Origin of the sequence: Pseudoduganella sp. UC29_106 (genome assembly GCF_044055365.1) — a bacterium.
Taxonomy (GTDB): Bacteria; Pseudomonadota; Gammaproteobacteria; order Burkholderiales; family Burkholderiaceae_D; genus Rugamonas.
Genome location: NZ_CP171977.1, coordinates 2,056,740 through 2,076,282, shown reverse-complemented (window position 1 = coordinate 2,076,282; position 19,543 = coordinate 2,056,740). Strand labels below are relative to the sequence as shown.

At 59.4% G+C, this 19,543-nt stretch carries 19 protein-coding genes, 1 tRNA gene and 4 pseudogenes; 5 read left to right on the top strand and 19 right to left on the bottom strand.

Annotated features, from left to right (window positions below):
• Nucleotides 1-51: 51 nt before the first annotated feature.
• The 5 genes and pseudogenes from ACHMW6_RS10820 to ACHMW6_RS10800 all read right to left on the bottom strand — a co-directional run bounded on the left by ACHMW6_RS10820 (nucleotide 52) and on the right by ACHMW6_RS10800 (nucleotide 4,296).
• Nucleotides 52-408 carry a Dabb family protein gene (locus ACHMW6_RS10820; protein WP_395407090.1) on the bottom strand — a complete coding sequence of 119 codons (357 nt, stop codon included), beginning with the start codon at nucleotides 406-408 and terminating at the stop codon, nucleotides 52-54.
• Nucleotides 409-564: 156 nt separating this feature from the next.
• Nucleotides 565-1,508, bottom strand: a pseudogene (locus ACHMW6_RS10815) (LysR family transcriptional regulator).
• A 276-nt stretch (nucleotides 1,509-1,784) separates the two neighbouring features.
• A pseudogene (pcaF, locus tag ACHMW6_RS10810) lies at nucleotides 1,785-2,986 on the bottom strand (3-oxoadipyl-CoA thiolase).
• Nucleotides 2,983-3,634 (bottom strand): annotated as a pseudogene (locus ACHMW6_RS10805) (CoA transferase subunit B). Before ACHMW6_RS10805 ends, pcaF begins: the two co-directional pseudogenes overlap by 4 nt.
• On the bottom strand, nucleotides 3,631-4,296 hold the full coding sequence (locus ACHMW6_RS10800; RefSeq protein ID WP_395407089.1) for a 3-oxoacid CoA-transferase subunit A: 666 nt from the start codon (nucleotides 4,294-4,296) through the stop codon (nucleotides 3,631-3,633). Before ACHMW6_RS10800 ends, ACHMW6_RS10805 begins: the two are co-directional and overlap by 4 nt.
• Before the next feature lie 135 nt (nucleotides 4,297-4,431).
• On the opposite strand from ACHMW6_RS10800, the gene ACHMW6_RS10795 reads away from it, so the two are divergent.
• The gene (locus ACHMW6_RS10795) at nucleotides 4,432-5,259 is read left to right on the top strand and encodes an IclR family transcriptional regulator C-terminal domain-containing protein (protein ID WP_395407088.1); all 828 of its coding nucleotides are present in this window, start codon (nucleotides 4,432-4,434) and stop codon (nucleotides 5,257-5,259) included.
• A gap of 92 nt (nucleotides 5,260-5,351) precedes the next feature.
• Here ACHMW6_RS10795 and ACHMW6_RS10790 read toward each other — a convergent pair whose 3' ends face one another.
• The 5 genes from ACHMW6_RS10790 to ACHMW6_RS10770 all read right to left on the bottom strand — a co-directional run bounded on the left by ACHMW6_RS10790 (nucleotide 5,352) and on the right by ACHMW6_RS10770 (nucleotide 10,708).
• Nucleotides 5,352-5,783, bottom strand: coding sequence for a nuclear transport factor 2 family protein (locus ACHMW6_RS10790; protein ID WP_395407087.1), 432 nt, complete (start codon nucleotides 5,781-5,783; stop codon nucleotides 5,352-5,354).
• 44 nt (nucleotides 5,784-5,827) lie between these two features.
• The gene (locus tag ACHMW6_RS10785; RefSeq protein ID WP_395407085.1) at nucleotides 5,828-6,214 is read right to left on the bottom strand and encodes a c-type cytochrome; all 387 of its coding nucleotides are present in this window, start codon (nucleotides 6,212-6,214) and stop codon (nucleotides 5,828-5,830) included.
• A 49-nt stretch (nucleotides 6,215-6,263) separates the two neighbouring features.
• On the bottom strand, nucleotides 6,264-8,036 hold the full coding sequence (locus ACHMW6_RS10780; RefSeq protein ID WP_395407084.1) for an FAD-dependent oxidoreductase: 1,773 nt from the start codon (nucleotides 8,034-8,036) through the stop codon (nucleotides 6,264-6,266).
• Between the two features lie 53 nt (nucleotides 8,037-8,089).
• Nucleotides 8,090-9,064, bottom strand: coding sequence for a transporter (locus ACHMW6_RS10775; RefSeq protein ID WP_395407083.1), 975 nt, complete (start codon nucleotides 9,062-9,064; stop codon nucleotides 8,090-8,092).
• A 1,005-nt stretch (nucleotides 9,065-10,069) separates the two neighbouring features.
• Nucleotides 10,070-10,708: a PEP-CTERM sorting domain-containing protein gene (locus ACHMW6_RS10770; protein ID WP_395407082.1), complete on the bottom strand. Its 639-nt coding sequence runs from the start codon at nucleotides 10,706-10,708 to the stop codon at nucleotides 10,070-10,072.
• A gap of 5 nt (nucleotides 10,709-10,713) precedes the next feature.
• On the opposite strand from ACHMW6_RS10770, the gene ACHMW6_RS10765 reads away from it, so the two are divergent.
• Both ACHMW6_RS10765 and ACHMW6_RS10760 read left to right on the top strand, forming a co-directional pair.
• Nucleotides 10,714-10,998: a hypothetical protein gene (locus tag ACHMW6_RS10765; RefSeq protein WP_395407081.1), complete on the top strand. Its 285-nt coding sequence runs from the start codon at nucleotides 10,714-10,716 to the stop codon at nucleotides 10,996-10,998.
• A 96-nt stretch (nucleotides 10,999-11,094) separates the two neighbouring features.
• A pseudogene (locus tag ACHMW6_RS10760) lies at nucleotides 11,095-11,178 on the top strand (PAS domain-containing protein); the annotation flags it as partial.
• Between the two features lie 195 nt (nucleotides 11,179-11,373).
• Here ACHMW6_RS10760 and ACHMW6_RS10755 read toward each other — a convergent pair.
• The 7 genes from ACHMW6_RS10755 to ACHMW6_RS10725 form a co-directional block, all read right to left on the bottom strand.
• Nucleotides 11,374-11,463 (bottom strand) — tRNA-Ser (locus ACHMW6_RS10755).
• Between the two features lie 101 nt (nucleotides 11,464-11,564).
• Entirely contained in the window at nucleotides 11,565-12,857 is a 1,293-nt protein-coding gene (serS, locus tag ACHMW6_RS10750; protein WP_395407080.1) for a serine--tRNA ligase, read from the bottom strand.
• An 85-nt stretch (nucleotides 12,858-12,942) separates the two neighbouring features.
• The gene (locus ACHMW6_RS10745) at nucleotides 12,943-13,140 is read right to left on the bottom strand and encodes a hypothetical protein (protein ID WP_395407079.1); all 198 of its coding nucleotides are present in this window, start codon (nucleotides 13,138-13,140) and stop codon (nucleotides 12,943-12,945) included.
• Nucleotides 13,141-13,440: 300 nt separating this feature from the next.
• A complete protein-coding gene (locus tag ACHMW6_RS10740) occupies nucleotides 13,441-14,199 on the bottom strand; it encodes an alpha/beta fold hydrolase (RefSeq protein WP_395407078.1) in 759 nt (252 codons plus the stop codon).
• A gap of 117 nt (nucleotides 14,200-14,316) precedes the next feature.
• Complete coding sequence (locus ACHMW6_RS10735) at nucleotides 14,317-15,369, bottom strand: hypothetical protein (protein WP_395407077.1); 1,053 nt, start codon at nucleotides 15,367-15,369, stop codon at nucleotides 14,317-14,319.
• A complete protein-coding gene (locus tag ACHMW6_RS10730) occupies nucleotides 15,366-15,677 on the bottom strand; it encodes an NAD(P)H-dependent oxidoreductase (RefSeq protein WP_395407076.1) in 312 nt (103 codons plus the stop codon). The genes ACHMW6_RS10735 and ACHMW6_RS10730 overlap by 4 nt, the downstream gene beginning before the upstream one ends.
• Nucleotides 15,664-16,026 (bottom strand): NAD(P)H-dependent oxidoreductase, encoded by a 363-nt coding sequence (locus tag ACHMW6_RS10725; protein WP_395407075.1) that lies wholly within the window; start codon nucleotides 16,024-16,026, stop codon nucleotides 15,664-15,666. Before ACHMW6_RS10725 ends, ACHMW6_RS10730 begins: the two co-directional genes overlap by 14 nt.
• A gap of 99 nt (nucleotides 16,027-16,125) precedes the next feature.
• Between ACHMW6_RS10725 and ACHMW6_RS10720 the strand changes: the two genes are divergently transcribed.
• Complete coding sequence (locus ACHMW6_RS10720) at nucleotides 16,126-16,602, top strand: GntR family transcriptional regulator (protein ID WP_395407074.1); 477 nt, start codon at nucleotides 16,126-16,128, stop codon at nucleotides 16,600-16,602.
• Complete coding sequence (locus ACHMW6_RS10715) at nucleotides 16,547-17,602, top strand: PLP-dependent aminotransferase family protein (protein ID WP_395407073.1); 1,056 nt, start codon at nucleotides 16,547-16,549, stop codon at nucleotides 17,600-17,602. The genes ACHMW6_RS10720 and ACHMW6_RS10715 overlap by 56 nt, the downstream gene beginning before the upstream one ends.
• Here ACHMW6_RS10715 and ACHMW6_RS10710 read toward each other — a convergent pair.
• Both ACHMW6_RS10710 and lolA read right to left on the bottom strand, forming a co-directional pair.
• On the bottom strand, nucleotides 17,599-18,906 hold the full coding sequence (locus ACHMW6_RS10710; protein WP_395407072.1) for a replication-associated recombination protein A: 1,308 nt from the start codon (nucleotides 18,904-18,906) through the stop codon (nucleotides 17,599-17,601). The genes ACHMW6_RS10715 and ACHMW6_RS10710 overlap by 4 nt on opposite strands.
• 4 nt (nucleotides 18,907-18,910) lie before the next feature.
• Entirely contained in the window at nucleotides 18,911-19,537 is a 627-nt protein-coding gene (lolA, locus tag ACHMW6_RS10705; protein WP_395407071.1) for an outer membrane lipoprotein chaperone LolA, read from the bottom strand.
• Nucleotides 19,538-19,543: the final 6 nt, after the last annotated feature.

Here is a 19,543-nt window from a genome sequence, read left to right as displayed (position 1 = left end):
AGGCACTTGCCGGTCGGCTTGTTCGGATTTTCAGAACAAACCCAGCTAGCATTACGGGCGAACGGCCAATGCAGCCGCACCCGCGTGCTGCAGCGGTAAATTCACATCAAAGACATAATCGAAGCACTGGCGGCTCTCACGCAGCGGCGCCACACGCGCCTTTAACGCCAGATGATCCGGATGGCCGTTGTATGCAGCTAAAGCTTCAGGCGAGGTGAATTCAGCAATGAGCAACACATCACATGTCGCCTCCATGTCTTCCTGCGCAACCACGACCTCGAATCGCCTGATTCCCGGCACCAGGTCGGAGCAGGTATCCAGCCAGGCTTTCACCTGCAGCGCGTTTGCGCCCCTGCATTCGCCCTCGCTGGGCTCCTTGAGCTTCCACATCACTATATGTTTGATCACGCCGTCATCGCCTATACGAAGCTGAAGAAGCAGGGTTGAGCGATTAGTCTAGGCCCGCTAAGTCACCGGAGTAGACGACGAACGCAGATCAGATCATTCGGCCTTTTCGAATAATCGTGTCTGGACTGGCGCGGGAAGTACCGATGCCGGTCAGTACTAGTCCATTTGACTTTCGGACAACAGGCCCTTCTCTTTCAGCGCCCGATCCCATGGCGGTTCGCCGGAAAAGCGCGCGAGGAGACCATCGGCAAACATGCTGAGCTTTACTCCACCTCGATGGCTGCGCGGATAAACGATGGACAACCAGAAGGAGGACAGCTGCCAGTCAGGCAGCACTAGCTGAAGCTTGCCTTCCAGCAGACCGGCCGATGCTACCAGCGTCGGCAGGCAAACAATGCCGCCGCCTTCAAGGGCATACTCCTTGAGCAGGTGGACGCTATTGCTGCGAAATGAGGGTCTGAGATCCAGCTCGACTCTTTCGTCGCCCTGGTGGAAGTTCCAGCGATCACGCGTCGGGTAACCGGAATACAACCCGACCATATGTTCATGCAGATCACGAGGATTTCTCGGCACCCCGTGATGTTCCAGATAAGCCGGGGACGCACAAACACCCGCCGCACTGGAAAGACACGCCGGGCAATCAACTCTTCCGACGGAGGATAGAAAATCTGGAGAGAGCAATCGACGCCTGACCTGATCGGGTCTACAACCGCATCGTTAACGAACATTTCAAGCTCAATTTCCGGGTACTGCTCCTGAAACTCGCAAATATAAGCCGCCAGATGCCCCAGCACGAAACCGGGGAGCGCATGAATCTTCAATTGACCTGCGAACGACCCTTTATGCTCCCGCATCTGGTCTACGACTGTTTCGGTCTTGCAGACGAGATCACTACATTCGGCGAAGAACGCCTGGCCAATTTCGGATAGCCTGACGTTGCGGGTATTTCGATGGAAAAGGGGCGCCCCTACGTAATCCTCCAACTGCTGCACGCGTGTCGTAATTACCGACTTCGAGACGCGTAATTGCCGGGCGGCTTCGGCAAAACTCTCTGCTTTTGCAACTGTTACGAATGCTTCGATTGATAGAAAGCGGTCCATCAGGTCTCCTCACCCGGCTGAATGCGCGCGAAGGGATTGAGCCCTCCACTTCGCATTCCACCGAGCTTTTCACGGCCCAGTAATCTGGATGCCGTCGACAGCTTTAATCTTCTAAATTCGTTATTTGCTGAGTTATCCAAAATCCAATAGCAAGTGCTGGCAAGGCGGCGACTCGACAACACTTAAACACCAGTATAACGAGCAGTTGCGGCGTTCTAAATTGAATAATTTACCCTCGTATGATGAAAATTATCGAACGCTGCCGCGTCGCGCATATCAGACTCGTTCAATGATCAAGGCGATGCCCTGCCCTACGCCGATGCACATGGTGCACAATGCATAACGGCCGCCGTGGCGATGCAGTTGATATGTTGCGGTTGTGACCAGGCGTGCGCCACTCATGCCCAGCGGATGCCCCAAAGCGATGGCGCCCCCATTCGGATTCACGCGTGGATCGTCGTCGCGCAGACCCAGCTCGCGCAGCACAGCCAGCCCTTGAGCCGCAAAGGCTTCGTTCAGTTCAATGACGTCCATCTGCTCCAGCGTCAGGCCGGTCTGGCGCAGCAGCTTTTGTACCGCCGGCACCGGACCAATGCCCATGACGCGAGGCGCTACGCCGGCAGTCGCCATTCCGACAATGCGGGCCAACGGTTTCAGGCCGTTTTGCTCCGCCGCTTCAGCGCTCGCGATCAGCACAGCGCAAGCGCCATCGTTGATACCCGATGCGTTGCCGGCAGTGACTGTCCCATCGGGGCGAACAACCCCCTTCAGCTTGGCCAATGCTTCCGGCGTCGTCGCACGCGGATGCTCGTCTACCTTGAATACCAAAGGGTCGCCCTTCTTCTGCGGGATCGTGACAGGCACGATCTCCTGGTCGAATCTGCCGTTTCCGATGGCCGCAGCTGCCTTGCTCTGGCTCGCCAAAGCGAAGGCATCCTGATCTTCCCGACTGATCTTGTAGTCTGTTGCCACGTTTTCGGCCGTATCAGGCATCGTCTCCGTTCCATAGACTTCTTTCAAAGCCTTGTTGACGAAACGCCAGCCCATGGTCGTGTCTTCAATCTTCGCGCTGCGCGAAAACGGGCTATCGGCCTTGCCCATGACGAATGGCGCGCGCGTCATCGACTCCACGCCGCCGGCGACCACCAATTCAGCCTGGCCGGCCTGGATGGCACGTGCCGCGGTGCCAACTGCATCCATGCCGGAGCCACACAGCCGGTTGACCGTCGTTCCCGGCACCGTCTGCGGCAAGCCGGCCAACAGCAGGGACATGCGCGCTACGTTGCGATTGTCCTCCCGGCCTGATTGGCGCAGCCGTAAATGACGTCGTCGACCTGCTCCCACTTCACGCCTGGATTGCGCTCGATCAGGGCGCGCAGCGGAACGGCGCCGAGATCGTCGGCACGAACACCTTGCAGGGAACCGCCGTAACGTCCGATCGGCGTGCGGATGGCGTCGCAGATAAATGCGTCTTTCATTGTATGTTTCCTTTGATCAGAGGCGCCGCAGTCGCGGCTTGCAGTTCGTCGAACGTCAGTCCCGGCGCCATTTCACGCACAACGAGGCCGTCGGCGGTGACATCCAGCACTGCCATGTCGGTGTAGATACGGCTGACACAAGTCATCGCAGTGAGCGGATAACTGCAGGTTTCCACAATCTTGCTTTCACCGGTCTTGGTCTGGTGGTCCATCATGACGAAGACGTTCTTGGCGCCGAGCGCCAGATCCATAGCGCCCCCAACCGCCGGAATCGCATCGGGCGCACCGGTGTGCCAGTTGGCCAGGTCGCCCTTGATCGAAACCTGGAAGGCACCCAGCACGCAAACGTCCAGATGACCGCCCCGCATCATCGCAAACGAATCAGCGTGGTGAAAAAAAAGCACCGCCAGTCAGCAGCGTCACTGGCTGCTTGCCCGCGTTGATCAAGTCGTCATCCTCCTCCCCTGCGGCCGGCGCGGGGCCCATCCCCAATAAGCCATTTTCGCTATGCAGGAACACTTCACGGTCGGACGGCAGATAGTTGGCCACCCTGGTCGGCAGACCTATGCCCAGGTTGACGTAAGCACCTTCAGGAATGTCTTGCGCGACGCGCGCTGCCATCTGTTCGCGTGTGTAACGGTTACTCATACTGACTCCTTCACAACACGCTGTACAAAGATGCCGGGCGTGACAATAACCTCGGGATCAAGTTCACCCAGGGCTACCACATCCTGCACCTGGGCGATCGTCGTCTTTGCCGCCATCGCCATGATCGGGCCAAAATTGCGGGCGGTTTTTCGATAAACCAGATTGCCCCAACGATCTCCCCTCAGTGCCTTGATCAATGCGAAGTCCGCACTGATTGGGGATTCGAGCACGTAATTTCGGCCGTTGATGACGCGGGTCTCTTTGCCCTCGGCCAGCAGCGTGCCGTAGCCAGTGGGAGTGAAGAAGCCGCCGATGCCTGCGCCGGCAGCGCGGATTCGTTCAGCCAGGCTGCCTTGCGGTGTCAGCTCCAGTTCGATCTTTCCGGCACGGTAAAGAGCGTCGAAATGATGCGAATCTGCCTGGCGAGGAAAGGAACAGATGATCTTGCGCACGCGGCCCGCTTTAAGCAGGGCAGCCAGGCCAGTTTCGCCGTTGCCCGCGTTGTTGTTGACGATTGTGAGGTTGCGCGCACCTTGCGCTATCAACGCATCGATTAGCGCTGACGGCATGCCTGCATTGCCGAATCCGCCGATCATGACGGTGGCCCCGTCATGTATGTCAGCCACCGCTCTCTCCAGCGATTCAAATGTTTTATCAATCATGGTTTAGCTCTCAGTCGTGTTTTGTGCGATAATCGCACAAAAAATCGATCACCGCACAACCAGTGTAGAGCCGAGATCTGCCATGGTCAAGAAAAAACCACCGGCCAAGGCAATTCCCTGCATTAAAATCAGCTCATGTCAAAAGTCACTTCACTTCCTACTGCTGATGCTGAATGCGCAGCGACCATCTCCGAACAGATCGACGCGCTAACCGATCCAAGTTTCATGACGTCGCTGGCGCGCGGATTGGCCGTGCTACAGGCCTTCAGCGATGCCCGCAAGCCTCAGACCATCACGAGCATTAGCCAAAAGACAGGCATTCCGCGAGCCGCCGTCCGTCGCTGCCTGCATACCTTGCGTGAATTGGGTTATGTCGATGCCGAGTTGAACAACTTCTCGCTTCGCCCCAAGGTGCTGACACTCGGGTATTCCTACCTGTCGTCGACGCCATTGACGGTCTCTGCACAGCCGTACCTGGACAACATCAGCCGCACGCTCAACGAATCGAGTTCCCTGGCTGTATTGGACGATGATGAAATCCTGTATGTTGCGCGCGCGTCCACTTCACGCGTGATGTCGGTGGCGCTCAATACCGGCAGCCGCTTACCGGCCTACTGCACCTCGCTTGGGCGGGTAATGCTCGCTCATCTCCCGCGGGCAGAACTGGACGCCTATCTCGCGCGCACCAGGCTCATTGCCAAGACTGACAAGACCGTGGTGGATCATGAACAGCTGCGGGCGATCCTGGACACCGTGCGCCGGGACGGATATGCCATCAACGATGAGGAACTTGAAATTGGATTGCGTTCGATCGCGGTGCCAGTCCGGGGCGCCTCCGGCACCGTGCTGGCTGCGTTGAATGTTGGTGTGCAGGCCGCGCGCGTCGACATCCCGGCCCTGAAGCACAACGTACTGCCCGTGTTACAGCAAGCAGCGCAGGAACTCTCAATATTGTTACCATGAGGCGGCCCTGCAGTCCCGGCCTCGAAAGAAAACACCGCCCATGTGAAGCGGTGTTTTTTTTCCGGTTTCGGATCACGCAGGCCAGCGCCCTGCTACTTCGCGAGCCAGGGGTATCGCGCCGTATCGGCGCTCTCGTAATCCGGGTCGAGGTAGATGAAGCAACGCTGAATCTTGAAGTCGCGAATCTCGAACACATCGCACCAACGGCCCGCCTGCGTCTGCCCCGCGCGCCATTCGACACCCGACTTGGTTGCACCGTAGCTGGTTCCTTCGACGACGACCGTGTCGCCTTGCTGGATCACGTTCACGTATGCCATGTCGTGCTTGAACCTGGCGATGATTGAGCCAAGGTCCATGAACAGTTTTTCGAATTGGGCGCGGCCGCTTGCGATACCCCATTTCGGGAAGTACACCTCGGCATGGTCGTCGAACAAGTCAAAGAAATTCTCGCTCCGATCAAGGCGTTTCAGATATTCCAGGGCGACGGCTTTTCGCTGCTCATCTGCCATAACTTTTACTTCCATGATTTCCTCTATTGGTTCATTAAACTAAAAACAGATTTTGATCCCTACTTCAGTGAGGACAGATAGCGCAAAATCTTCGCGCGCTTGGCGGCATCGTCCTGGAAGTACACCATGCCGCTTCCTGGCGCTACTGCCTGAGTATCTGTCAGCCATTGGTCCAGCAATTTGGGATCCCAGGTCCGATTCGCCATCGCTTTCCGGAAGCCCTCGGAATAGGCAAAGCCCTCCGCCGATGCCGCTTTTCGGCCGACAATTCCAAACAGATTCGGCCCCTGACCAGCAGGCTCGCCTTTCCCGAACGTATGGCAGGCGACGCAGTGATTGGTCGCGAGGTTTTTCCCCGCGGTGACATCATCGGCCGCGCCACTCGCCAAAGGCATCAGGCACACGGCAGCAAGAAGCATTGCAGTTGGAGTAAATTGGTTTGTCATATCTTCCTCATTCTCGAAGAGGGCGCCGCCGTGTGGCGGCGCCGCGTTATCAGGCTGCGGGCCTGCTCGTCACGTCGCTCGGCGTCACCGGCTCGCCAGTCTTGACTGGTTCTACAGCGGCCTTGTTCGCCGCACGGTAGGCGAATGCGATGATTGGGCCCAGTGTCGCGCCGCCAGCCCAGTACGCGCCGCCAGAAGCGGAAGCCACGCAGTTACCCACCCCATAAAGACCTGGAATCGGTTTGTTCTGGCTGTCGAGCACCTGGCCATCAGTATTGGTCTTGGGACCTCCTTTGGTATCGAGCGTTCCGCCAGTAACAAGCGCGGCGTAGTATGGGCCGGTTTCACTGATTGGCCACATGGTCGCGTTCTTTCGGTTCGCTTCTTCTTTGACATCGCCATTGAACAGGTGCTCAACGATCCGGTCCCCGCGCTGGAAGTCCAGGTCCTTGCCGTTCTGTGCAAAGCCATTGAACCTGGCGATGCTTGCCTTAAGGTTGCTGACGAAATCGTCGGACAGCGTCATGCCGCCAATGACACCGTGATATTTCTTCAGGCGATCCGAAATGTTCCGCGCCAGTTCTTCCAGCGTGGCTCCCTTGATGACGTGGCGGTCATCGCCACCTGGTGGAACAATCATCCTGCCGTACTCATTGCTCGCACTATGTTGCTGCGCGCGCTGATCCCAGATCGACAGCAATACCAGGTTTGGATACTCGACCTTCTGGCCATCCCATTCAAAGAACTTCTGCGCGAGCTCGTTGTACTGCAGTTTTTCATTGACGACGCGCTTGCCCTCCTTGCTGACCATGATCATCGAATCGCCTGCGTTCGAGAACATGCCGGACATCGAACCGTCGCGCGCTATTGCCTTCTCCAGCGAGATCGGGCACATCCAGGCGTGGTTCATGTTCCGCAATTGCACTCCAAGTGAACTGGAAATGCGGACGAAATCACCTTCGTTGGTGAGCGCCGCGCAGCCACCATACAGCGGCATGTTGAGGAAGTTCTTACGCAGTTCGGCATTGTGCGTAAAACCGCCGGTGGCGAAAATGACCGCTTTGCGCGCTCGCGCACGGAAAACCTGCCCTTCTTCCGTACTGGCCTCAACACCGATAACTGCACCTTTGGCGTTCTGGATCACACGCTCCACGCGATGCCCCGTCTTGATGACGACACCGTCGCGGCGTGCCGCAGCCGTCAGCGTGCGCGTAGCGACCTGGCCGCCATCGGACATCGAAGCCGAGCCTTCTTTAGGAAACAGCACGCGGCCTTTCCTGCCCTTGGTTTCGAGCTCCGCGAAATAGTCGGGCACTTCTGCGATGTGGCGGTAAGGTAGTGCGCCCTTTTGCGCGAGCAGCTCGGCCGCCGGCGAGGCGCTGTCATAGATTGCCTCGCACATTGCGTATTCCCACTCATTCAGTCCGAATCGCGGATGCTCCGGATCGTATGATTGCGGAGCAGTGAGCCGTGCGACATACCGCAGGAAATCAGGCTTGGGGTCCTCCATCCCGGCTGCACGCATCCCGGCATTGTTCGGGACCCAGTACCAATACGCGGCCTTGAACGAAGTCCCGCCCAGGGTCGGGGCCTTTTCCAGTACCAGCACCTTATTGCCATGCCAACGAGAGAAGAGCGCCGCAGGCAGCCCGCCTCCCCCGCCGCCAACTACGACGATGTCATACTCCGCGTCGAAGCGCATCTTTGAAGCCTGTGCAGCAAGTGCGGAGCCGGCGCCTACTGTGCCAAGGCTGGCTGCCAGGCCAGCACTGGATTGTTTCAAAAAGCGGCGACGCGATTCTTCAGTCATTTTTTCTTTCATGATTATTCCCAGGGTCTGAATACGTTAGATGTTGGATCCAGGCGGATATCGCATCACCAGTAATGCCAGTATTGGAGAAAGAGACCGTTAGTGACCGTGGTATTCCTGCCGTTCACACCTTTGGAGTAGTGGAGCGACAGCTGGTCATAGGTCTTCTGATTGCGCCAGATCGAAGTCGACCCCGGCTTCAGTTGGAAAAGCACGCCGACACCGAGCGCCATCTCGCGGCTGTTCGAGTTGGCCACCGTGGCACCGGTTTCCCTGACCTTTGTTTCGGTCGTGCGCTGATAGTCGAGCGACAGGAAAGGAATCGCAAATGGATCGGTGGGAGGCGAAAGGCTGTAGCCAACGCGCAGGTTGGTGTGAACGGTATTGCCTTGGTCGACGTCGGGAACACCGGTCTTCTTCGTCGTACCGCGCAGGATGCCGCCAACCACAAGATCAACATTGACGCGGTCTATCCACTGGTTGTAGAACACCGATGGCCAGAACGACCAGGTATCGGTAGCGACGTCTTTCTGACCAATGGGAAGCTGCACATAGGCTTGAAGTCCAGTGGTTATGCCCGGTGCTGGATTAGTGAACGCCAAACCGCCGACCAAAGGATCGCCGATACCGCTGGCCGAGAACGAGCGGCTCTGTACGCGCACTTCCGGAATCGTTACGCTGGCAACCCATCCCCAGTTTGGCAGTGCGTCGATCTTGAAGTAATGCAGGCGGGACGACAATCCAACCACGGTATGTCCGCCAGGGCCGTCAACCTTGTCGCCTGCCGCATTGAAGACTCGATTGTTGTCGTTGATTTGCAGGTACTGGCCGAAGGAGTCATACGGTTCTTTGAAGTTGGTGCTGAATTCAAAGCTCTCGGGTCGGTTCCCCGCGAACGGGATACCACTGGCGTTCGCCACCGTCGAAGAAAGACCAAGCACCGTGGCCGCAACCGCTGTCAGAGCGGGTTTCGAAGAAAAACATTGAAGTCGTGTTTTCAGGGCAAACACGGGCCCGGCCAACGTGGAAACGTTGTGCATGTCTCACTCCTCGTTCTAATTGATTTATGTCGCAACCGTTTTATGCCTTGTAATCAAGGCCCCTGTTGCAGCAAGCAAGCCGCAACAGACAGTCAAAATTTAACAAGTGAAAAAATGATCGGGTAGTGTGCAAATTGCGACTGCACATTTTGGGAATCGAGAACAATCTGATTTTGCAGATGGGTGACAGCTGCTGCCATGGCCGGAGACGGCGGCAACGCGCTCGGAGATCCGTTGGCGGGAACCAACAGGTTTGCGACACTTCTGCGACCGCTTGACTGAAGCAGGACGGTAGGTGACGGCTATGTAGGCCGTTTGGGGCCGAAAAAAATCACGAGCTTGGCGATCAAGCTACCAGAAAAAATCGCACTGTTTTCAGCCCGTTCGACACTGGCGTTTCGGCGATTCTACGTATCCCAACGCAAGCCTTACTGAACTTCCGCTTCCGCGCCCTTTGCGGACGATCACCATTCTATAAGCGATCGATGAACGTCACTGTGTGCGTTGCATCCGATTTTGCCCCGCCTCAGGCGTTAGTCGGCTCAATCAGATGACCTACGCCATAAAAGGCGATGCGTATTCTTCCCTGGCTCGACGGAGCCGGCCAAGGCAGTTCAAGGCGGGTCAATAGACGCGGGGCAAACCAGCATGCAAATGAACAGTCCCGGCCTCCTTTACGCAACCGTGACCTCGCGAAAGAAAAGGGCGGCGCTAGCCGCCCATGCCACCAACTGCCGGCTCCAACGGCGCTGGGCGCCGCTTGCCTGCTTTGAAATCAATGCCTATTACGCACAAGCGAGCGCTGACCACTCTAAGACTGAGCTATCGTGGCCGCCAAACAGTGTGTCCACGCGGGAGCAGGTCCAATATACGCATGGAGCCTATCCCCGCCCTCTCGGCGAGCAGGATCTACTTAAATTTTTTTCCAAACAAGAGAAGAGGTTCAGTGGCAACGGTAAGTAATAGAGAACATGACACCGCCACATGACGCCAAACGATTACAGCCTAACCGGGTTTTCGCTTCAATCCGATCAGGCAGCCCAAGCCCAGTGCAAACAGCGCAATTTCCGACGGTTCAGGTACTGCGGCAGAGCCATCGCTAATGAAGTGATAGGTCACTTGAAAATCACTGGAAATATATCCCGGCTGACCAGCCGTGGGCGTATAAAAAGCGCCATTGTCGGTTTCGGTGCCCAGCTCCGGAATGGAGACAACGTTGGTGTAAAAGCTCAAGGGTGGGCTCGGCGTATCTGCAAGACTATCAGCGCCGTCGACGTTGTCAGAATAGAAGGCAATCGTGGTGCCATTAAAGCGAACGACGTCGAGAATCAGCCCATTGTCCGTCAAAAAAACATCGCCCGTGACCGTCTGGAATGGCAGTCCATAGGTGAGGACCGATGACAGACCGCCTGGTCCGGGGTCGGCGTGTAAAGTCCCGGGGCCCGTCGTCCCGATACCGACACCGTTTTCATCGACCGTGACTGAAACCGGTACCGCGTTTGCTGTTGCGCAAAGCAAGTAACCGGCAATTGTGCCAACCATTGCACCGTTTTTGAAAATGCTGGCGATTCTTTGAGATATCTTCATTTCTTCCTCCACGTTGATGTCGATCGGAACAGCACCCAGCGGGTGGTGAACAAGCATATTGTGTGCCGGAAGAAAACACTGATCCTTTTCAAAGAGTTGGCGGGGAATGGCTCGATTTTAATTTTCTCGATGTAAAGATTTCTGACAAGTCTTATCCTTTGAGGTGCGGCCGTGCTCCGGTAAGTTTTGCGATGCAGCGGAAATGTGTCAGTCCACGAGCCAAGGAATACCTTCTCGCCGGGGAACCGCTACGACTGCACGCCCGCCCCCCGGGCGCCGGCCTGGGCATCATCCGGCGCTACGATATGTTCGCCTCGACCAGCAATAAGGTCACCCTGCCCGGCTAAGCGCACGACATACCTGTATCACTGCGCCCTGACCAGAAAGCGCGCGGACCAAGCACTGCGAATCCGTGACCGGCGCTCTACTCCAGTGTCAACGCAATTATCATTACCTGCTGCGAGGACGGCGAACACAAGATCGGATACGTCAACCCGGCATTCGAACAGTTGACCGGCTATACGCTGGCAGAAATCAAGGGGCCTCTTACGTTGACTGTTGAGGCACAAGCCCCCAACCTGCGGAAGAAGCCCCCGTGCAGGCCCCCGAAAATTCGTGGATTGTGGCGTGCAGTGCTGGACAATATAAAACAAAAAAACCGCTGTCCCGTAGCGGGAATCAGCGGTTTCTTTGACATTCTTGGACTTGCCAAGACAATATTCTGGCGGAGAGGGTGGGATTCGAACCCACGGTACGATTTAACGTACGCCTGATTTCGAGTCAGGTACATTCGACCACTCTGCCACCTCTCCAGGTACTGCTAGCAACGGTGGTCGCCGTTGAGAGCCAAGATTATAGCAGCGTTGTCCGAAAAAGGAAGGGGCAAGTTGCCAAATCTTGAAAATAGTTTCCGTCAGGCTGCGGTCAGGCGCTCGACGCCGCCCATGTAGGGACGCAGGGCCTCAGGAATGACCACGCTGCCGTCAGCCTGCTGGTAGTTTTCCAGCACAGCGACCAGCGTGCGGCCGACGGCCAGGCCGGAGCCGTTCAGGGTGTGCAGCAGCTCGGGCTTGCCCTGGGCGTTGCGGAAGCGGGCTTGCATGCGGCGGGCCTGGAAGGCTTCGCAGTTGGACAGCGACGAGATCTCGCGGTAGGTGTTCTGCGCCGGCAGCCACACTTCGAGGTCATAGGTCTTGGCGGCGCCGAAGCCCATGTCGCCGGTGCACAGCTGCATCACGCGGTACGGCAAGCCCAGTGCCTGCAGGATCGTTTCGGCCTGGCCCACCATCTCTTCCAACGCTTCGTAGGACTTCTCCGGATGCACGACCTGCACCAGCTCCACCTTGTCGAACTGGTGCTGGCGGATCATGCCGCGCGTGTCGCGGCCGTAGGAGCCGGCTTCGGAACGGAAGCATGGCGTGTGCGCGGTGACCTTGATCGGCAGCGCATCGGCAGCCACGATCTCGTCGCGCACCATATTGGTCAGCGAGACTTCGGAGGTCGGGATCAGGTAGAAGGTCTCGCCCTCGCCTTCCGCGCCGCCCTTCTTCACCGAGAACAGGTCCGCTTCGAACTTTGGCAGCTGGCCGGTGCCCAGCAGCGAATCGGCATTGACCATGTATGGCGTGTAGCACTCGGTGTAGCCGTGCTTTTCGGTGTGCGTGTCCAGCATGAACTGCGCGAGCGCGCGGTGCAGGCGTGCGATGCCGCCCTTCATGACGGAGAAGCGCGAGCCGGTCAGTTTGGTAGCGGTGTCGAAATCGAGGCCGAGGGCTGCACCCACGTCAACGTGGTCCTTGATCTCGAAGTCGAAGCTGCGCGGGGTACCCACTTTACGCACTTCGACATTGGCCGTTTCATCAACGCCTGCGGGCACGGATTCGTGCGGCAGGTTCGGTACGGACTGCAGGAAGGCCGACATCTTTTCCTGCACAACGCCAAGCGCTGCTTCATTCGCTTTCAGCTCGTCGCCCAGTCCAGCCACTTCGGCCATCACGGCGGAGGTGTCTTCCCCTTTACCCTTCAGCATGCCGATCTGCTTGGACAGCGAATTGCGCTTGCTTTGCAGTTCTTCAGTGCGCATCTGGATCGCTTTACGCTCGCCTTCCAGGGCATTGAAGCCAGCTACGTCCAGCTGGAACTTGCGGGTCGCCAGCCTGGCGGCGACGGTATCAATATCTTTACGGAGAAGTTGGATGTCAATCATGGCATTGCCGGCTTATGTCGAAAGGAGCAATTGTACCAAGATGACGCCACTTCTAACGAGTTTTACGCCCTCCGACGCCCAGCCATCAGATCAGTGCGGATTTTTCAGCTGCGGTCAGGCGCTTGGCGCTCACGGTCACGACAGGCATCTTTTCGGCAGCAACTGCGACAACCGGATCAGCAGCGACTTTGACGATCGGGGCTTTGGCGGTGGCGAAGCTGGTTACGATGGCCAGAGCGGCAGCGATAACGAAGGTGGCTTCGAAGTTTTTCAGGGCTTTCATGATGTTCTCCTTTGGGTTCGGTGGAATCAAGTACTGCTTGTATGGTTCCACTGTATGTAAAGGCGCCCTTGCCTGCCATGGAGTTGCGACGAAGTGCGGAAAACACGGAATGAAATGCGGGAAATGCGGCGTTGGTTTGCGTTCCAGGTGGCGCATAGACGGCGGATCAATGATCCGCCCTACGCTGTAACGTTACGCACGTACCGAAGCGCGATGGTGGCACGGGTGAGGAATTTGCGGGACCACCGGGGCGTAGGGCGGATCATCGATCCGCCGTGTGTATGCCGCCCGCGGCGCCTGCTAATGCATGACTTGCTCGCCCACCGGCACCGGCGTCTGCAGCCAGCCGAGGACCGCGTCGTTGAAGGCGTCCGGCTGTTCGCGCATGACCCAGTGGCCGCTGCGGAAAGCCATCACCTTGCTGCCCGGCTTGGACTGCACGGCCTGTTCGAAATTCCGCGTGTGGAACTGGAAGGGACGGCGCCGCCCGTAGATGAACAGCATGGGCCAGCGGATCTTGAATGGCAGCGCCGCGCGGCGTGCGGGATGATCATTGAACCAACCCACGGCGTAAGGACAGTTCAGGTGAGAGCTCACCTTCTGCGCCTGCGAGCGTGTGCTGTCGGCCATGGAGAGACGCATCTTGTACAAGGCCAGCTTGAGCTTGCCGCCCCAGTCCAGCGCGCCGCGGAACGATGCCTGGCTGGAGCCGCCGATACCCACGCCGATGATGCGCGATACCAGCTCGGGGTAGCGCATTGCAAACTGATAGCCGTAGACGCAGCCCCAGTCGTTCAGCATCAATACCACCGGACGCTGGGGGCTGACCTGTTCGACAGTACGTGCAAACATCATGCAGACTTCATCGAGCGTGCGTCCGCGGCTGCCGCGCGGACTGGAAAAGGTAAAGCGAACGCAACGATAATGCGGCGACAATGCGTCGACCTGTGCATCCCAGAGGCGCCGGTCATGCGGCCAACCGTGGATCATCACGATGGCATCCTGGCCATGGCCCTCCACGTGGACCGTGACCCCATCAACCACGAGCTGCCCCTGCATTCTGACACCCCCCGAGTTTTTATATATTTTTTGTTAAAACTATGACAATATCATACTCATAGGAAGTGTCACTGTCCAGCCTCTAAAAGCAGTAGCGATTGGGAAGCAACAGCTGTCTTAAGCAAAACTTAAGCGCAAGCCGCACGTTGCGAGGAGGATGATGATGGCAAGCAAGGCCGCGAAGACGGCGCCGCCAATCATGATGCGGTCCGCCAGGGGATGCTCCGCCCCATGCTTCAGCATGATGACGCGCAAGCCAGAGAATGGATGGGCTACCGCAAAAAACACGGCCATCAGGTAGTAAGGCAGCAGGTGGATATTCCACAGGTCGGCAATCAGGCCTGCCGGCCCGCCGGTGGCGAAGGCCCAGTCCGTATCGATCTTCAGCACCACACGCGCCAGGTCGAGCACGGCGTTGACGTGACTCGTGATCGCAACCAGCAGATAAACGCCGGAAGCGATCTGGAAGGCTCGGAAGCGGTCCGCTCGCTGGCGGGAACCCTCCCAGGCGAGCACGGCGCCTGAGACCAGCAGGAAGAACAGCAAGCCCAGCACCAGCGGCTCGCCCAACGACGAGCGGTAGAAGTGGCGCAACGCCTTCATCACGGCCGTGTGCTGCGCTTCGCCGACGAGGCCGACCAGGTGGTTCCCGAGGTGCAGCCCCAGATAAAGCAGGATGAACAGGGCTGCCGCTACGCCGTGCGCCACCACCAGCGCCATGCGCGAGCGGGAGGCAACAACGGACGCTGGCCGTGAGCCGGCCATCGCAATGGCCGCCATGGCGCCCAGCCACAGGGCGGACACCAGCCAGGTATCGAGGCCGGGCATCTCCATCAACCAAGTCGCCACGCCCACCAGCACGTACAGCGGCGGCGCGGCAACGGCCGCCAGCGCCACGCGCCGCGCCATCAGGTCGGCCTCGGAAGGGCTGGTGAGCGCGAAGTAGCGCATGGCGGACAGCAGCGCCACCACAGGCACGACGATCGACGCCAGCAAGCTGGCGGCTGCCACCAACACGGCACCGCGGTCCTGCGGCGCCAGGCCCGCCGCATAATGGAAGGCCATCAGCAGGAATGGATAGGCGAGTGCCGCTGCCGGCGCCACATAGCGCAGGCGGGCGGCGCCACCCTGCGCCATAGGAATGGCATACGGGTGCTGCGCAAGGCTCATGCAGCGGCCTTCTCGAAGCGCTGCAGGAAGGCGGCCAGGCCGTCATCGATCCAGGCATCAGCCTGGCTTTGCACCTGCGCCATCGGTTCTTCGGTGAAAGCGAGGCCGGTCGCGGCAACAAAGCTGATATCGTGCAGGCCGATCACGCCCAGCGCGGCCGTCAGGTAGGGACGGAAAAAGTCCGGCTGGCGCGGCGGGTCGCGGAACATGGCGCCGCCGGACGAGACGGCGATCAGCGTCGGACGGTCCTCCAGCAGGCCGATCTTTCCTTCGGGCGTATTGCGGAAGGTGACGTTATTGCGCAGCACATGGTCGATCCACAGCTTGAGCGACGCGGGCACCGGTGAAATTGTGCACGGGCGATGCGATTACGACCACATCGGCCCACTTCAGCTCCGCGATCAACTGGTCGGATACGGCCAGCGCATCGCCATAGCGGGCAGCGCCCTCGCCCGGCGGCAGCAGCACCGATTCGGCGTATTCTGCGGACATGGCCGGCAGCGGTTGCGCGCCTATATTGCGCTCGACCAGTTCCACTTGCCGTCCGCTGCGCGCGCTGATCGCTTCGACCAGCCGCCTGCCCAGCGCGCCGCTGGTGGCATTCGCGTTGGCCTTGCGCGGGCTGGATTCAATAAGGAGTAGTTTCAGTTGTTTCATGATTGCACCCAGGAGTTCTTTCACTAGTTAAAGATCCTAAGGGCAATACGGTATAATTAGAATGCCCATTTACCGACATATTGATTAGGCCACTTCGTGGTGAAACGTGCGAATGAACTGAAGATAGGCCTGGGGCAACGTCCGCAAGGAACCACTCTGCAGCGCTGGCTGTATAGCGAATTGCGTGACGCGGTGCTGTCGGGCCGTTTCGCACCGGGCCGGCGCCTGCCGTCCAGCCGCGATTTCGCGCGCCAGCATGCCGTTTCGCGCGGCACCGTGCTGGCTGTGTATGAACAATTGATCGCCGAAGGTTATCTGACCGGCACGACCGGCAGCGGCACCAGGGTGTCCCCTGCGCTGCCTATCAAGCCTGACGCGGCCGAGCCGGTTCGCGCTGCAGGCGCAGGCAAGCTGTCCGAGCGCGGCCGGCTGCTCGGCTGCAGTCCGTTTCCAGTGGAACCCGTGCACCAGCCACTGCGCCCCTTTCCGCCCCAACCAGCCGGACTTGTCGGCCTTCCCGATGGCGACGTGGCGCCAGCTGTCCAACCGCTACAGCCGTACGCGCTGGGCCAATGAATTGAGCTATGGCGACGCGGCCGGGTATCTGCCGCTGCGCCGCTCGATCGCCGACTACCTGCGCTTCTCGCAGCGTATCGCCTGCGAACCAGCCCAGGTCATCATCTTCGCCAGCACCCAGCAGGCGCTGGATCTCTGCGCGCGACTGCTGCTCGATCCCGGCGATGGTGTGCTGATGGAAGATCCCGGCTATCCGGGTGCGGCGCGGATTTTTGCGGCGGCCGGGGCCAAGGTGGTCAGCGTGCCGGTGGATTCGCAGGGCCTGTGCACCGAGCCGCCCCTGCCCGTGCAGCCGGACATGCGGCTGGCCTATGTGACGGCCGCCCATCAGACACCGCTGGGCGGCAGCCTGCCGCTGGAGCGGCGGCTTGCGCTGCTGTCCTGGGCAGAAGCCTGCGGCGCCACCGTGATCGAGGATGACTACGATGGCGAATTCCGCTTCCACGGCCAGCCCATGCCGGCCCTGAAAAGCCTGGATGCCGGCCAGCGCGTGATCTACATGGGCTCCTTCAGCAAGATGCTGTTCCCCTCGCTGCGTTTGGCCTACATGGTCGTCCCCGGCTGGCTGGCGGAGCCCTGCCGCGCCGCCATTTCGCTGACGATGCGCCATGCGCCCTTGCACCAGCAGGCGGTGCTCTCCGAATTCATTGCGGGAGGCCATATGGCGCGCCATGTGCACCGCATGCGACTGCTGTATGGCGAACGCGCGCAGCATTTCCAGCAAGAGTGCGAGACGCGCTTCGATGGCTTGCTTTCGCCTATCCCCGTCAGCACCGGGCTGGATGCGACAGTGCTGCTGCCGGCGCACGCCAGCGATGCCCAGGTGGCGGCCGCGCTGCACCGGGGCGGCATCGAAACGCGTCCCCTCTCCTTCTACAGCGTGCAGCACAAGGCTCCGCCGGGACTGGTGATGGGCTTTTCCGCGTTCGACGAAACCGCCATGCGCCAGGGCATGGACGGCATTGAAAAGGTGCTGGAGGGGCTGGCGCTGAAGCCTTAGGACTTGCCGGCGTCTTCGTCCAGCTTGCGCAGGAAGGCGAGTTTTTCGGCGATCTTGGATTCCAGGCCGCGCGGGACGGGCTGGTACCAGCCCGGTTCGGCCATGCCGTCCGGCAGATAGGTCTCGCCGGCCGCGTAGGCGTGCGGCTCGTCGTGGGCGTAGCGGTATTCGTGGCCGTAGCCCAGTTCCTTCATCAACTTGGTCGGCGCATTGCGCAGGTGAACCGGCACTTCGCGCGACTTGTCACGCTTCACATAAGCCATGGCGGCGTTGAAGGCGTTGTAGCCGGCGTTGCTCTTGGCGGCGATCGCCAGATAGATCACGGCCTGGCCCAGCGCCAGCTCGCCCTCGGGTGAGCCCAGGCGCTCGTAAGTGGCGGCGGCATCGTTGACCATCGTCAGCGCACGCGGATCGGCCAGGCCGATATCTTCCCAGGCCATGCGCACGATGCGGCGGGCCAGGTAGCGCGGGTCGGCGCCGCCGTCGATCATGCGGCAGAACCAGTACAGGGCCGCGTCGGGATTCGAACCGCGCACGGACTTGTGCAGGGCCGAGATCTGGTCGTAGAAATTGTCGCCGCCCTTGTCGAAGCGGCGCGCATTCAGCGTCATTGCGTTCTCGACGAATTTGGCGTCGATCTTCTGCACGCGGGCCGAACGTGCGGCCGTATCGGCCTGCTCCAGCAGGTTGAGGAAGCGGCGCGCATCGCCGTCGGCAAAGCCGATCAGGGTATCGACGGCCACGTCCTCGAATTCGAGATTCGGCAGCGCGGCCTTCTGCGCCTTCGCCAGCAGCTGGCGCATTTCCTCGTCGTTCAGGGACTTCAGCACATAGACCTGGGCGCGCGACAGCAATGCCGAGTTGACCTCGAAGCTTGGGTTCTCGGTGGTGGCGCCGATGAAGGTCACCAGTCCCGATTCGACAAAGGGCAGCAGCGCATCCTGCTGCGCCTTGTTGAAGCGGTGGATTTCATCGACGAACAGGATGGTGTGCTTGCCATACTGGTCCAGCGTCTGCTGCGCCTGGTCCATCGCTGCGCGGATATCCTTCACGCCCGCAAACACGGCGGAAAGCGCGATAAAGGAAGCGTCGAAGGCGTTGGCGGTCAGGCGCGCCAGCGTGGTCTTGCCCACGCCGGGCGGGCCCCACAGGATCATCGAGTGCGGCTTGCCGGCCTGGAAAGCCAGGCGCAGGGGCTTGCCTTCGCCCAGCAGGTGCTGCTGGCCAATCACCTCGTCCAGTGTCTTGGGACGTAGCGATTCGGCCAGTGGCTGGCGTGGTTCATTGGAAAAAAGGTCGGCCATGACCTCAATTATTGATGACGTCTGCGCCCTTCGGCATGACGAATTTAAAAGAGGTGGCGTTCAGTGCTGGATTTTTTTCAAATTTCTTGAAGGCGAGCACGGAAGTCTGGCCGAAATTGTCCTTCAGCTCCATCGCTTCCGGGGCGCCGTTTTTCAGGCCGATCAGGATTTGCTCGAAGCTGGTGTCCCTGGTCTTTGGGATGGCCTTCAACCATTCCAGGCCGTCGCGGGCGCCGGCATCGGACAGGGTGAAGTTCTTTTCCAGGTCATTGCTGCCGAACAGGATGGCGGCCGGCGAGGAACCCAGCGCGTCGCCCAGCTTCTTCACGGTGACCTGGTTCAGGTCCTTGTCGTAGACGTAAAGCTGGTCGCCGTCGGCCTGCAGCACCTGTTCGTAGGGTTTCTGGTACGTCCAGATGAATTTGCCGGGGCGCGCGAACAGGAAAGTGCCCGAGGCAGGCTGGGACACCTTTTCCTTGCCGTCCACATTCTTGATCAGCTTTTGCGTGAAATCGCCGCGCGCCGACTTGGTCGAGGCGACGAAGGTCTTGAACTGGTCCAGCGCTGCCGCGCCGGCGCTGCCTGCAATGCACAGGCCCGCGGCCAGGGCCGCAACAATTTTCAGTTTCATATAAAT